The following is a 13,427-nucleotide window of genomic DNA, read 5'->3' as shown; positions in this document are numbered from 1 at the left end:
GCGATTTTTTATAAAAAAACAGGTGATGTAAATAGAAAATTTAAAAAATATGAAAAAAATAAAATAAAGAGAGAAATTTGCAAAAGCCAGTTATATCAAGGGTTTTACTGATTTAATCAATCTTTCATGTTAGAAAATATAACATGAAAAAGAAAAAGTTTGCTTAAAACAGTTGACAATAGTTATGTAACAATAATAAAATTTTATTGTTATTGTATAACAACTTGGTCACCGTTTATTCAACATTTCCTCATGTAATCTTAATGAGGAGCAAAAAGAGAATCTATATATTGTTACAAGGGGGAATTATGATGAAAAACAAAAAACTTCTCGTTTCTTTTGTTTTGATGCTGAGTGTAATGATGGTATTGGCAGCATGTGGTGGTGGCAAACAACAACTTAGCATTGTAACAGGTGGTACAGGCGGTACATATTATCCTCTTGGAGGATCCATGGCTAACATCATCTCCGAAAACACAGATGCTGAAGTAACAGCACAAGCGTCTGGAGCATCAGCAGAAAATATGCAAACATTAAGTGTAGGGGATGCAGATATCGCTTTCACGCAAACAGATATTGCGAGCTATGCGGTTGAAGGGAAAAACATGTTTGATGGTAAGCCAATTGGAAACATCCAAGCAATCGGGACACTTTATCCAGAAACAATTCAAATTGTAACATTGCAACAGACAGGCATTCAGTCTGTAGAAGATTTAAAAGGGAAAACGGTATCAGTTGGAGCACCTGGAAGTGGTACGTATGCGAATGCAGAGCAAATTCTTGAGATTCACGGTATGACAATGGATGATATAAAAGCACGTAACCTTTCGTTCGATGAGTCAACAGAAGGAATTCAAGATGGCAGCATTGATGCCGCGTTTATCACTGCTGGTACACCAACAGGCGCTGTTGAAGGACTTTCTGCTACCAAAGATGTAAACATCGTTCCAATTGCAGAAGATAAAATCCAAGCGTTAATTGATAAATACCCTTACTACATCCAAGATGCTGTTCCAGCTGGCACGTACAAATTACCTGCTGAAGTGAAGACGGTCGCAGTTCAAGCGATGCTTGCTGTTACACAAGAATTGGATGAAGAACTAGTTTACAACATTACAAAGTCTATCTTTGAGAACACAGATAAAATCACTCATGCTAAAGGTCAGTTAATTAAAGCTGAAAATGCGGTAGAAGGTGCGGGAATCCCGTTCCATCCAGGAGCTGAAAAGTACTTCAAAGAGCAAGGCTTATTACAATAATTTTTCTTGTTTCATTCTGAAACGATGACAACCCCCTTCCTAGATAGAAGGGGTTTGTCATCGTTTGGTTATGATTATGAAAAATAGAGGAAGATAATGAGAAAAAACGGGATCGTTCTATTAGTTCTTTTTGTCCTTATAATCGTAATTTTGTTTGTTCCTATCCAGCGAGTGCTAGTGTTCGAGTATGAGAATAGCAAGAAGGTACTCGGGTACATGACGTTAGAGGAAGACATGCCGTTTGCAGTAAAATATACGCATTCAATTCACTTGTCAGATGTGATAGAGACTTATAAACTAAATGAAGAAGGACAAATTGTTCAAGAGCAGCTCGAATATGAGGATTTTGCGATTGGTATGCCATCAGATGCCCAAGGGGATGAAACGTTTATTGAAAAGGACGGACGGTACATCATTGGCAATATGAATCGCGCGTTTGATTATGTAGATTTGCGGATTGGACAAGTAGTAGCGAACCATACCCTTATTTACGGGAATGAGCACATCCCGTTTGCTACCTTTATGAAGGAAGGGTCATGGGTTCGAATTAATTATCGTTTAATCAACTTATGGGATATGTTGAAAGGAGTGAACATACTTGAGCAAAGAGAAGGTAAACAATGAAATCCTTTCTGAACAGCAGCAACAAGAGATTTTAGAGAAGTATGATCCGGAAGCTAATACAAGAAAATTAACCGGTGCCCTTGCTTGGGTTGCTTATGGCGGGCTGCTTGCTTTTTCGCTATTCCAGTTATATACTGCCATTTTTGGTGTGTATACGGCGCAAATACAGCGATCCATCCACTTAGGTTTTGCCCTTGCTCTTATTTTCTTGCTATTCCCTGCTTCTAGAAAGAAGAGAGCAAAAGGGAAACTGCAAATTGCTTGGTATGATGCCATTCTCGCTTTAGGCGGTATGGTGGTCGGGTCTTATTGGCCTCTTATGATTAATGAATTAGTCAATCGTGTTGGTCAAGTAACGACGATGGATTTTGCTATCGGTTTACTTGCCCTTGTTTTAGTGTTGGAAGCAACAAGACGTGTAGTAGGTCTTCCAATTACGATTATTGCTATTGTCTTTTTATTATACGGTTTATTTGGTCCTTACATGCCAGGATTCTTGGCGCATCGCGGCTTGTCGCTAGAGCGTCTTGTTCAAACGATGTTTTTCACGACTGAAGGGATTTTAGGGACGCCGCTTGGTGTGTCATCTACGTTCATTTTCTTATTCCTACTATTTGGAGCCTTCCTTGTGAAAACAGGAGTCGGTCAATATTTCAATGATTTGGCTTGCTTTATTGCCGGACGTCGAATTGGTGGACCTGCCAAGGTTGCCATTTTTTCAAGTGCTCTTCAAGGAACCATTTCGGGAAGTTCTGTAGCGAATGTTGTGACATCAGGTTCGTTTACGATTCCGATGATGAAAAAGCTTGGCTACCGCAAAGAATTTGCAGGTGCTGTTGAAGCGGCAGCGTCAACAGGTGGACAGCTAATGCCACCAATTATGGGAGCAGCAGCCTTTTTAATGGTTGAGTTCATTGGAAACGGAATTACGTATTGGGATATTGCGAAAGCAGCAGCAATTCCAGCGTTGTTGTATTTCACTGGTATTTGGATTATGACGCACTTTGAAGCAAAGCGTATCGGATTAACAGGTCTACCAGAAGAAGAGATTCCAAAAAGAGATGAAGTATTAAAGAAAATCTACCTATTAGTACCGATTGTAGCTATCATTGGTCTATTAATGTCTGGTATGAGTGTCACTCGTTCTGCATTAATTGCTGTCGTCATTACAATTTTAGCAAGTGCTATTAGTAAAGAAACACGCATCGGTGTTCGTGATTTCTTTGATGCACTTGTGGACGGAGCAAGAACAGCCCTTGGTGTAGCGGCTGCCACAGCTGCAGCGGGGATTATTGTCGGGGTCGTAACGAAGACAGGACTTGGATTAAAGCTAGCAAATGGCTTAGTTGGACTTGCAGGTAATTCCATCTTATTGACAGCTGTATTTACGATGATTGCAGCCCTTATTCTAGGAATGGGATCGCCTACAACCGCTAACTATGTTATTACATCGACAATTGCTTCTCCAGCATTAATTTTACTTGGTGTACCAGATTTAGCGGCTCACTTATTCGTCTTCTATTTTGGGATTATTGCGGATATTACGCCGCCGGTTGCATTGGCTGCTTTTGCCGCATCAGGTGTATCTGGTGGAGAACCGATTAAAACAGGCGTGCAGTCGGCGAAGCTTGCGATCGCAGCCTTTATCATTCCATATGTATTTATTTTGTCACCAGAGCTTCTCATGATCGATACCACATTGTTTGGCACACTATGGGTCGTAGTGACATCTGTAACAGGGATGATTTCCATCGGAGCAGCAATGGTTGGATACTGGTTCCGTAAGCTTCACTGGATTGAGCGTGTTCTTGCAGTTGTAACAGGTCTTATGCTCATTATTCCAGAAGGATTTACAGATGTAGCAGGAGCTGTGTTGTTCGGCTTATTATTAGCTGCCCAAATTTTCTATAAAGGAAATAATAATGATAAACAAGGAAAACCTGTCCAAGCGTAATGCCGTTAAGGAATTCCTCCAAGAGCCTGTCTTTCAGAAGACAGGCTCTTTATCGTTCAATATGAAGCGTATTCAAGCCTTATTGACAAAACATTCGAATATTATTATCATTATTGATAATAGTTTGAGAAGAACTACAACCAATTATGGACGTTATTGATGGAAAGGAAAGGGAAAAACGGATGAAGGAATCAAAAGCGGACATTATTTTGCATCCTGTGCGAATTCGAATTATTCAAACGCTTGCAGGGAAAGAAGGGCTAACAGTCCAACAAATGCGGGAAGCGTTACAAGATATACCCCAAGCCTCCTTTTATCGTCATATAAAAAAATTAATGGATGCAGGTTTTATCGTAATCGTAGATGAGACGCCTATTCGAGGAACTGTGGAAAAAACATATGCGTTGACAGAAAATCACCAGCAAATAACGGGTGATGAGTTGAGAGACTTCACAAAAGAAGAGCATATAGATTATTTTTTACGCTTTATGGCTGTTGTAATGGGCGATTTTGAGCGATACGTAAGCCAAAAAAACGTTGACTTTGAAAGAGATGGGGCAGGCTACCGGCAAGTGACACTCTTTTTATCAGATGATGAATTTATGGATTTGACGCAAAAGGTGGGAAATATAATCATGGAATATCTTCCTAATCTTCCATCGGCTAATCGGCGTGCTCGAACATTGACCTCCATTTTAACGAGTGAAGTGAAGCAGAACCATTGAGAAGACTTTCATTGAGGCTTTTAGTAACTACCAAATAAACGCTAAAATAACGGACCATTTATGCTCCCTGATCTCATCAGATGTGCATAAACGGTCCGTCTTTATTAGTCAGTCTAGCTCGATAAGCGATCTTGTTGTTCCGTTTGAAGAGAGAGCGGAAAAAGTAAGGAGATTGTTGTACCTTCTCTAGGCTCACTTGTGATCGAAATCGTCCCTTCATGCTGATGGATAATTTTTCTTGTAATCGCAAGACCTAAGCCTGTACCTGTTTCTTTCGTAGTAAAAAAAGGTTTGTTAATATGTTCCATAACGGATGGAGGGATTCCGTCTCCTGTATCTCTTATCAGAATCTCGACATGACTTCCGTTTCGAGGAGCCGTCTCAATATGAAGGGAACCCCCTTCTGGCATAGCTTCTAATGCATTTTTGAGCAAGTTAATAAATACTTGTTTTAGTTGATTCCGGTCGCAGAGAATATAATGAGCTTCACTGGACATACGAGAGTGAATGACAACATTTTTTAACGTGCATTCTGTTTCAAACAGCAAAATTACTTCATGCAGAATGTTCGGTAAAGACTCTGTTTTGAAAGAGAGGGAATGTGGTTTTGCAAGCATGAGAAACTCTTCAATAATTGCATTTAGACGGGTTAATTCCGATAGCATAATTGATGTATAGCTTCGGTATTTTTCACTATCTTCATGAATAAGTCGAATAAACCCGTTTAACGAAGTAAGTGGATTCCGAATCTCATGTGCCACTCCTGCTGCCATTTCCCCGGCTAATGCCAATTTATCTGTTTGGCGCAGCATTTCGTCGGTGACTTTCTTTTCCGTCATATCACGAGAAATTTCAGATAAGGCGACGACATTCCCGACTGAATCGTAAAGAGGGGAAATGGTAATTTCGACATCAATGACTCGTCCGTTTTTACATATATCCTGTGTTTCAAATCCAATAATTTGCTCTCCGTGTCGCACTTTTTCAAAGCGTTCCTGTGCCGCCTCTTTTAAGTGGGATGGAATGAAAGGGATTGGGCGCCCGATAATTTCTTCTTTTTTCCATCCATATATTCGCTCAAAGGCTGGATTAACCGTAATAATGTTCCCGTTTAAGTCAAAGACCGTAATAGCGTCATTGTTAAACGTGAAAAAAGATTGAAGATACTCCTGAGTGGAGTGGAGCTCTTCTTCTGTTTTGGCTGCCTTCCTTCGGGCTGCGTGCGAAAACTCGTTTAGAACTTTTGTGTAATATAGCAAAATCGTTGTTGCAAACAAGCCAAAAAGAATAAAATAAATCAAATCTTGACGTGTGAGGCTTTCGTGAAGCTGCAGGAACTTTGTTTGGAAGAAGTAAACGAGAAGGGAAATCGCCATTAGGGAAGAGAACGTGACAACGGATGGCTGCTGATAAATAACGGACAGCATAATGCCAAGCAAAAGAAATAGAAAATTAACAAGAACAGGTTCTTGAATAAGCATATACGTTAAATAGCCGTAATAGCCAATAAAGGTGATATACATCATTAAGATAGGCCATTTTTTCCGATAGATAAAAAAGGTAATTGGAACAAGAAATAAAAGGGCGGCCAATGGTGAAACATAATCTGATTGCGTATCAATGAACATGTAGACAATGGTATCAACTGTGTAAAAAATCCATAGTAGTTTTATGACGAGCATGTTCCGATCTCGGATAAACATTTCTTTTTCTTTCATAGACATTTTTCCTCATTTATTCATTTTCATGTAGCTTGATATTTGTCATCTATCTCAAATATTAGCACAGTTTTATTTTAGTTTGAATACACTTTTCTAACATAAAATAAGAGTTTCAATCAAAATACCTATAATTCTTATCAATTAAGTATGCAAATACCATTATAAGGAAATGTATAGAAAATATTAAAATATCAATCCAGTGTAAAGCTTGTGTTATAAAACGGTTAAAACCATTATTTTGAACAAGTCATCGCATATAATCAAATCAGAGTCGGTCGAAAGGCTACGGCTCACAATATTACGGTGAATCGAGAGGAGAACAGATGATGAACAAAGGTTTAATGCTCAAATTATTCGGTTCTTTACTTGCCATTTTCTTACTTACCGCTTGCGGACAGGATGCTGAACCTCAAGAAGAGGAAACAAATATGGAAGAGCAGCAAGAAGAAACAACAGAAGAAGAGGCTGAAGAATCTACAGAGCAGTAAGGTTATTATCTACTCCTAAGATAGAATCATCATTGTGTATATTCGAAGACAAGTCTCCGTGACTTGTCTTTTTTACATGAAACAACACGCTGCACATGTACTGTGCAGCGTGTTAGGACGGACTACCGTTATGAGCGAACGCTAATTTCGTCGTTTTCGTAATCGACTTGAATGGTTGTAATTTCGCCTCGATCTAAAATTAAATCGGTAATTCGATCTTCAAGCTGTTCTTGAATGACCCGACGAAGAGGACGGGCACCGAAGGCTGGATGGTAGCCGAGTTCAGCTAACTTTTCCTTTGCAGCTTGTGTAATGGTGATGGTTATTTTTTGTTCAGCTAACGTTTCTTGTAACTCTTGGAGCATTAAATCAACGATCTTAACGAGATTCTCTTTTTCTAAGTGATTGAACTCAATAATTGCGTCAAAGCGATTTAAAAATTCTGGTTTAAAGTAGGAAGAAAGTGAATCAAGTACGGAAGTTTGTTTCACTGCATCGTTCATTTTTTCAAAGCCGACAGTCACTTTTTTTGTTCCGACACCAGCGTTGCTTGTCATAATAATGACGGTGTCTTTAAAGCTAACCGTGCGCCCTTGGCTGTCGGTTAAACGACCATCCTCCATAATTTGCAAGAACATATGCTGTACATCAGGATGCGCTTTTTCAATTTCATCTAACAGAATAATAGAATATGGGTTTCGTCGTACTTTTTCAGTTAATTGTCCCGCTTCATCATGACCGACATAACCAGGAGGGGAGCCAATTAATTTGGATACGGAATGTTTTTCCATATACTCACTCATATCGAGACGAATCATGGCATCTTTTGAGCCGAATAATTCCTCCGCCAATGTTTTCGTCAACTCCGTTTTCCCGACACCCGTCGGTCCGACGAATAAGAAGGAACCAATTGGACGATGTTTTGCTTTTAAACCAGCGCGTGAACGGCGAATGGCTTTTGCTACTTTTTCAACTGCTTCATGTTGCCCAATTACTTTATCGTTCAAAGTTTCCGCTAAGTTTTTCATTTTCGCCGTTTCATTCGCTTGAAGTTTCCCGACAGGAATGCCCGTTTTTTTTTCAATAATGCTCTGAATTTGCATGACATCGACTAAAGCTTTCGTTTCGGTTTTATCGTTGAGGCGCTTTTCAATTGCCGCTTCTTCGTCGCGTAACTTTGCCGCAACTTCATAATTTTCTGCTTTTAATGCTTGTTCTTTTTGTGCTGCAATTTCTTTTAGACGAAGTTCTAATTCGTCTGTATTCGTTGTTCCTGCTTGCAGGTTCATTTTTGAGCCCGCTTCATCTAATAAATCAATGGCTTTGTCAGGTAAGAAACGATCTTGAATGTAACGATGGGATAGTGTCACACAAGCTTTTATCGCTTCTTCTGTATAGCTGACGGCATGATAATCTTCATACTTCCGTTGAATGCCTTTTAAGATGGCGATGGCTTCTTCAACAGTTGGTTCGTGCACCATCACCGGCTGGAAGCGGCGTTCGAGTGCGGCGTCTTTTTCAATTGCTCGATATTCCTTCAATGTGGTAGCTCCAACGACTTGAAGCTCACCGCGAGCTAATGCTGGCTTTAATATATTGCCCGCATCCATTGAACCTTCGGCAGACCCTGCACCAACGAGTAAATGAATTTCGTCAATAAATAAGATGATATTTTTACGTGTTTGCAGTTCAGCAATGAGCTGCTGCATACGTTCTTCGAATTGTCCGCGAATACCGGTATTAGCTACAAGAGAAGCTACATCCAGTAAATAGACTTCTTTATTTAACAGCTTGGAAGGAACGTCGCCTTCTGCCACTTTTAATGCTAATCCTTCGGCAATCGCTGTTTTTCCTACACCGGGCTCTCCGATTAAGACAGGATTATTTTTATTACGGCGATTTAATATTTCGATTACCCGTTCTACTTCCTCGTCACGCCCGATGACTGGATCGATGAGCCCGGCTTTTGCCGCATGGGTAATGTTACGGCCGAATTGATCGAGAAATCCGCCGCCGTTTCCGCCGTGTTTCGGTTGAGCAGCTTTCATTCCTTGTTGCTGTGCATGCATGTGCTGTCCAGCGAACTGCTTAAATAAATCATCAAATGACATATTGGTAAATCCGCCTCCAAACCCGGAAGGAATTTTATTTTGAGCTTTCAATGTTTGGTAACATGTATGACATAAATGATATTGTTGTTTTTCGTTGTTGATTTGAAGATTGAATTGAATCGTTGCTTGTCGTTGCTGACAGTTTTGACAAATCATGATTCGTAACCTCCTTAAAATGTATAGTAATCATGCGTATCAATCATGGTTGCATCGTCAAAAGGTTTTTTGACTTTCTTTGACCTTTATGAGGCTATTATAATTTGACCTTTTTTGACTTTCAAGTATTACGCTCAAGAAATTTTTGGAATGATGAAAAGAGTGTGTTGAATAAAAGGTCGTACATATTAATGAATTGGAAAGAGCCTCTTCATGCGGCATGTTTTTGGAATAGTTTTCTAGTCAATGAATAATTCGATAAAAGCTGTTGTGACATTGACGGAAGGGGGAGAAAACGTTATACTTGTATCAACACTTAACTGCATAAAAGCATAAAAGCGTTTAAGTAAAAAAGCGCAGGAAGGAACTATATACATCATGAAGAAGCAATTATCATTTCAACAATCTTTTTTTATCGTTTTGTTAATTCTCTCATTTATCTTTGTTTCTTTGTTTCTATTAAAAGTAGAACCACATCTTCCTTTATTAATGAGTCTTGTAGCTCTTTCTTTGATTGGGCGTCTATATAAGTTTCAATGGAAAGACATCGAACGCGGGATAGTAGAAGGGATTAAGCTGGGCATTCAGCCAATTATGATTTTGGCGCTTATCGGTATGCTTATTGCTGTATGGATGGCGAGTGGGACTATTCCAACCATTTTATCTATTGGTTTTGACTGGATTTCTCCTACTTATTTCTTGATTAGTTCATTACTTATTACTATTATTGTGTCGACATTCACTGGAAGTACTTTCACGACGGTTAGTACGGTCGGTGTGGCGTTAATGGGAATTGCGACTGCAGTAGGAATTCATCCTGGCCTTGCTGCTGGAGCGATTGTATCTGGTGCGGCCTTTGGGGATAAAATGTCTCCGCTATCTGATACAACAAACTTCGCATCAGGAATTGTCGGTGTTAAACTATTTGAACATATTCGTCATATGCTTTGGACAACATTGCCGAGTTTAACGATTACGGCTGCGGTCTTTTTAGTAATCGGGTTAAATGCAGATCGAAGCGGACTGCGCTATGAAGAGATTAAAGTGGTGAAGTCAGTACTTGCTGATAACTTCCATCTAAGTGGCTGGGCGTTACTTTCTCCTTTACTTGTTTTACTTTTATCCATTAAAAGAGTAGATGTAGTTCCGACACTAACAGCAGGAATCGTTTCTGCTTTTATTACGGCTGCTATGCTTCAACCGCAGTTTGCTATAACTGAACTTTTAGGAATGCTACAAAATGGTTTGAAATTGGAGACAGGCAATGGCATTGTGGACGGTATTGTGAACAGGGGGGGCTTACAGTCGATGATGTGGTCTATTTCCCTTGTCATGATTGCGCTTGGTCTTGGTGGTGTCATGCGTGAGCTCGGAATTATTCAATCATTACTAGATGGATTAGCGACTAAAATTAAGCGTAAGGGAGACGTTATTTTTTCTACTGCCATGTCTTCCATTGGCGTTAATGTTATTACAGGTGAACAATATTTGTCGATTTTATTACCTGGGCAAACGTTCCAACCATTATATGAAAAATGGAACTTGTCCACTAAAAATTTATCGCGCACGTTAGAGGACGCTGGTACGCTCGTTAACCCTCTAATCCCATGGGGTGTAAGTGGAGCATTTATTGCTCAAACACTTGGAGTTCCGGTTGTAGATTACGCACCATATGCTTTCTTTTTATTGTTATGCCCAATTATTTCAATTGTATTAGGTTACTCAGGTATTGGACTGAAACAAAAAGAAGTTTCCCAACGTGATGCAGCGTAAGAAGAATCGCCCACTCTTTTCGGAGTAGGGCGATTTTTTTATTAGTGTTACCGACATCAGCTAAAAATAACTTTTTTTTCAAAGAGAGGAAATCATTTTAAACATAAGATGGTTTACGGAAAACACACAATATGAATGAACGAAATTTGAGTCGAAAATGAGGGAGTAATTATGAGAAGATGGACTTCAGTGATGGCGCTGATGGCTGTAGTCGCAGCGTTAACGGCCTTTTTGGCTAAGCCGGATGAGTTGATTGAAGAAAAAGTTCATCTTCGCTCTTCGTCTATTCAAGATGTCGAGATCCGTAAAATCACGTATATGAGCGATGGGTGGAAAGTAAAAGGTTTTTTGCTGAAACCAAAAAATAGAAAAGGAAAATTGCCGTTGCTTGTCTATAATCGGGGTGGGATGCATAATCATGGGATGATTGATGATAAACGGCTTTCCTACTTAGCTTCATGGGCACAAAAAGGTTATGTTGTAGCAGCATCACAATATCGGGGAAATGGGGGAAGTGAGGGGAAGGAAACATATGGCGGTGAAGACGTTACCGACATCATTCGTTTAATAGAGGTTGCAGAGACATTGCCTTATGTCAACAAACACCAAAAAGTGGTACTCGGATATTCACGTGGCGGCATGATGACGTATTTATTGATGAAGGAAGGCATTCAGTTTCAAGCAGCAGCCGTCGTAGGCGGTATTACAGATATGTTTCAATTTTACGATGAGCGCGGAGAAAGCGTGAAAAAAGAATTGCGAAAGATGGTTGGCTCTCCAATAAAAGAGAAAGAAAAATACGAAAGTCGTTCCGTTCTTTTTTGGAGTAATCAAATTAATGCCCCGCTCTTACTTTTGCATGGAACAAATGACCAAAAAGTTCATTATTCACAAGCGGCCAAACTGGATGACCAACTAACACAAATGGGGAAAGAGCACAAATACATTTTGTACCCAAATGGTGATCATCCGTTAACACAATATTTTCATGAGTATAATGAAGAGATTGAAAGGTGGTTTGCTTTCCACTTAGCTAAATGACAAGGGACATGGCTTACTCATGTCCCTTGTTCACGTCTTTCCATAGTTTATATTTTTCTAAATCAGCTTGAATGTGCTTCATGGCATAGGCAATGACTGCCGCATCATCTGCAAGGCCAATTCCCATGAGCAAGTCAGGAATGAAATCTACGACCGACACAAAATAAAGAAGTGCAACGGCAATCGTAATGAGAGAGCGTTTCGGAACGTGAGTGTATGCACCTGTGAGCCAATCTCGAAACATTTCAAATGTTAATTCCAATTGGCGAACAGATTCACCAAGAATACCGTCGTTTTGTTTCGCTTTTTCAATAGCTTGCTGCAGCAATTTTTTAACGCGCTCTGTATTTTGCAGAAGCTTTTCCGCTCGTGGTTTATATTGACTAAACACTTGTTCAACTTTTTCTTGTGTCCACATGGAATATCCGTCCTTTACTTGTTAATATTCGTTCGCAAGCAGACAAACAACTTGGCCCCGCTTTATAAGTAGTATACCTAAAGGCGCAAAAACATTTCAATGAGCTGTCGTTCTTTATGCCAACTAATTTTTGTGTTGAGGAATGGAAGAGGTTACCGAAATGGTATACTGATAATAGAAGCGATATAAAAAATTGTAACAGCAACCAACAAATATAAATGCGCTGAATGCTACTACAGTCAACGTCAGCTTAGTGGTCATTGATTATCAATCCTTTTCCAATTCTGTAATGGCTGAGATTTAGTTAAAGGGCAGGAGATATAAAAGAAACAAATCGAAGACGGCATGAGAAACGATGACTATTTGGATATTTCGTGTCTTCTCATAAAGATATCCCCAGTAAAGGCCTCCTGTAATGGCAGCGAGAATGAGCAACGGGTTGAATGAGTATAAGTGGACGCTCGTATACAGAATAGTAGCCGTCAAAATGCGCTGGACGGGACGAAGTGTGCCGAATGTGTGATGCTGGATAAAGGAGCGCCAAAATAGTTCTTCTCCTGCAATAATGAGCCAAAGTACTATGTGATGCCACCAGGCGGATGGTCCAATTGCTGTATATAATTGCTGTACGAGTGCCTGAACGGGAAATGGGGTGTGAGACAGTCCCCAGTAACCGATGGCAAAGATTCCATATAATCCTAATCCAAATAAAGCACCGATACCGATGTCTCTTATGGTGATACGAAAAGATGGGACGGTTTGGATAGAAAGCGCAATAAGTCCCGTATATAGAAGCGGTATCCATATCCAAAACGACGGTTCGTCGGTAAAAGCCGCAAAAAAGAGAAGGTGAAGAGGAAGCAAGAGAATGAAGCTTCGTGTTTGAAATGCCATGTGAGTAAATCCTTTCCATTAATTGTTTAAGCATAATTATACTCGCTCGTGTCATCCTAGTATATGAAAGAACCAATCATTTTACGGGAAAGGAAGATCGAGATGACACAATCGAAGCGTCAACAAGAGCGACAATGGACGGTGAGAAAGCAATCTCAAAATCCTCATGGAAAAGTTAAATCATTTGAAGAGTTAGCAGAAGAAACAGCGCCGCAGCTCAAAAATAAATAAAAAAACGATTGGGGCACAGGTTGCCTCAATCG

At 39.9% G+C, this 13,427-nt stretch carries 12 protein-coding genes; 8 read left to right on the top strand and 4 right to left on the bottom strand.

The window, feature by feature from the left end:
* The first annotated feature begins 311 nt into the window (after window positions 1–311).
* The 4 genes from ACXAEO_RS15440 (at window position 312) to ACXAEO_RS15425 (ending at window position 4,562) form a co-directional block, all read left to right on the top strand.
* Window positions 312–1,259 carry a TAXI family TRAP transporter solute-binding subunit gene (locus ACXAEO_RS15440; RefSeq protein WP_474884191.1) on the top strand — a complete coding sequence of 316 codons (948 nt, stop codon included), beginning with the start codon at window positions 312–314 and terminating at the stop codon, window positions 1,257–1,259.
* A 96-nt stretch (window positions 1,260–1,355) separates the two neighbouring features.
* Complete coding sequence (locus tag ACXAEO_RS15435; protein ID WP_474882679.1) at window positions 1,356–1,883, top strand: DUF1850 domain-containing protein; 528 nt, start codon at window positions 1,356–1,358, stop codon at window positions 1,881–1,883.
* On the top strand, window positions 1,858–3,837 hold the full coding sequence (locus ACXAEO_RS15430) for a TRAP transporter permease (protein WP_474882676.1): 1,980 nt from the start codon (window positions 1,858–1,860) through the stop codon (window positions 3,835–3,837). Before ACXAEO_RS15435 ends, ACXAEO_RS15430 begins: the two co-directional genes overlap by 26 nt.
* Window positions 3,838–4,019: 182 nt before the next feature.
* Window positions 4,020–4,562: a helix-turn-helix domain-containing protein gene (locus ACXAEO_RS15425; protein WP_474882673.1), complete on the top strand. Its 543-nt coding sequence runs from the start codon at window positions 4,020–4,022 to the stop codon at window positions 4,560–4,562.
* A gap of 113 nt (window positions 4,563–4,675) precedes the next feature.
* Here ACXAEO_RS15425 and ACXAEO_RS15420 read toward each other — a convergent pair whose 3' ends face one another.
* The gene (locus tag ACXAEO_RS15420; protein WP_474882671.1) at window positions 4,676–6,280 is read right to left on the bottom strand and encodes an ATP-binding protein; all 1,605 of its coding nucleotides are present in this window, start codon (window positions 6,278–6,280) and stop codon (window positions 4,676–4,678) included.
* A 326-nt stretch (window positions 6,281–6,606) separates the two neighbouring features.
* Here ACXAEO_RS15420 and ACXAEO_RS15415 point away from each other — a divergent pair, with 326 nt between their 5' ends.
* On the top strand, window positions 6,607–6,771 hold the full coding sequence (locus tag ACXAEO_RS15415) for a hypothetical protein (protein ID WP_474882669.1): 165 nt from the start codon (window positions 6,607–6,609) through the stop codon (window positions 6,769–6,771).
* A gap of 128 nt (window positions 6,772–6,899) precedes the next feature.
* Here the strand turns inward: ACXAEO_RS15415 and ACXAEO_RS15410 are convergent, their stop codons facing one another.
* Entirely contained in the window at window positions 6,900–9,038 is a 2,139-nt protein-coding gene (locus tag ACXAEO_RS15410) for an ATP-dependent Clp protease ATP-binding subunit (RefSeq protein WP_474882666.1), read from the bottom strand.
* Between the two features lie 378 nt (window positions 9,039–9,416).
* Between ACXAEO_RS15410 and nhaC the strand changes: the two genes are divergently transcribed.
* Complete coding sequence (gene nhaC / locus ACXAEO_RS15405; RefSeq protein WP_474882663.1) at window positions 9,417–10,811, top strand: Na+/H+ antiporter NhaC; 1,395 nt, start codon at window positions 9,417–9,419, stop codon at window positions 10,809–10,811.
* Between the two features lie 171 nt (window positions 10,812–10,982).
* A complete protein-coding gene (locus ACXAEO_RS15400; RefSeq protein WP_474882660.1) occupies window positions 10,983–11,852 on the top strand; it encodes an alpha/beta hydrolase family protein in 870 nt (289 codons plus the stop codon).
* Window positions 11,853–11,865: 13 nt separating this feature from the next.
* Here ACXAEO_RS15400 and ACXAEO_RS15395 read toward each other — a convergent pair whose 3' ends face one another.
* Together ACXAEO_RS15395 and ACXAEO_RS15390 are read right to left on the bottom strand one after the other, a co-directional pair.
* The gene (locus ACXAEO_RS15395; protein WP_474882657.1) at window positions 11,866–12,270 is read right to left on the bottom strand and encodes a YkvA family protein; all 405 of its coding nucleotides are present in this window, start codon (window positions 12,268–12,270) and stop codon (window positions 11,866–11,868) included.
* 300 nt (window positions 12,271–12,570) lie between these two features.
* Window positions 12,571–13,164, bottom strand: a complete 594-nt coding sequence (locus tag ACXAEO_RS15390; protein WP_474882652.1) for a lysostaphin resistance A-like protein — start codon at window positions 13,162–13,164, stop codon at window positions 12,571–12,573.
* Between the two features lie 102 nt (window positions 13,165–13,266).
* Here ACXAEO_RS15390 and ACXAEO_RS15385 point away from each other — a divergent pair, with 102 nt between their 5' ends.
* The gene (locus ACXAEO_RS15385; protein ID WP_474882649.1) at window positions 13,267–13,395 is read left to right on the top strand and encodes a DUF6254 family protein; all 129 of its coding nucleotides are present in this window, start codon (window positions 13,267–13,269) and stop codon (window positions 13,393–13,395) included.
* Window positions 13,396–13,427: the final 32 nt, after the last annotated feature.

It is taken from the genome of Bacillus sp. ABA4_010 (assembly GCF_056159105.1).
Note: the sequence above shows the minus strand (reverse complement) of the source record. Positions and strands in the feature narration are given on the sequence as shown.

Excerpts from the sequence above, each read along its gene's own strand:
- nhaC (WP_474882663.1), top strand. The coding sequence starts at position 9,417 with ATGAAGAAGCAATTATCATTTCAACAATCTTTTTTTATCGTTTTGTTA.
- ACXAEO_RS15400 (WP_474882660.1), top strand. The coding sequence starts at position 10,983 with ATGAGAAGATGGACTTCAGTGATGGCGCTGATGGCTGTAGTCGCAGCG.
- ACXAEO_RS15385 (WP_474882649.1), top strand. The coding sequence starts at position 13,267 with ATGACACAATCGAAGCGTCAACAAGAGCGACAATGGACGGTGAGAAAG.
- ACXAEO_RS15435 (WP_474882679.1), top strand. The coding sequence starts at position 1,356 with ATGAGAAAAAACGGGATCGTTCTATTAGTTCTTTTTGTCCTTATAATC.
- ACXAEO_RS15440 (WP_474884191.1), top strand. The coding sequence starts at position 312 with ATGAAAAACAAAAAACTTCTCGTTTCTTTTGTTTTGATGCTGAGTGTA.
- ACXAEO_RS15425 (WP_474882673.1), top strand. The coding sequence starts at position 4,020 with ATGAAGGAATCAAAAGCGGACATTATTTTGCATCCTGTGCGAATTCGA.
- ACXAEO_RS15390 (WP_474882652.1), bottom strand. The coding sequence starts at position 13,164 with ATGGCATTTCAAACACGAAGCTTCATTCTCTTGCTTCCTCTTCACCTT.
- ACXAEO_RS15415 (WP_474882669.1), top strand. The coding sequence starts at position 6,607 with ATGATGAACAAAGGTTTAATGCTCAAATTATTCGGTTCTTTACTTGCC.
- ACXAEO_RS15410 (WP_474882666.1), bottom strand. The coding sequence starts at position 9,038 with ATGATTTGTCAAAACTGTCAGCAACGACAAGCAACGATTCAATTCAAT.
- ACXAEO_RS15395 (WP_474882657.1), bottom strand. The coding sequence starts at position 12,270 with ATGTGGACACAAGAAAAAGTTGAACAAGTGTTTAGTCAATATAAACCA.
- ACXAEO_RS15420 (WP_474882671.1), bottom strand. The coding sequence starts at position 6,280 with ATGAAAGAAAAAGAAATGTTTATCCGAGATCGGAACATGCTCGTCATA.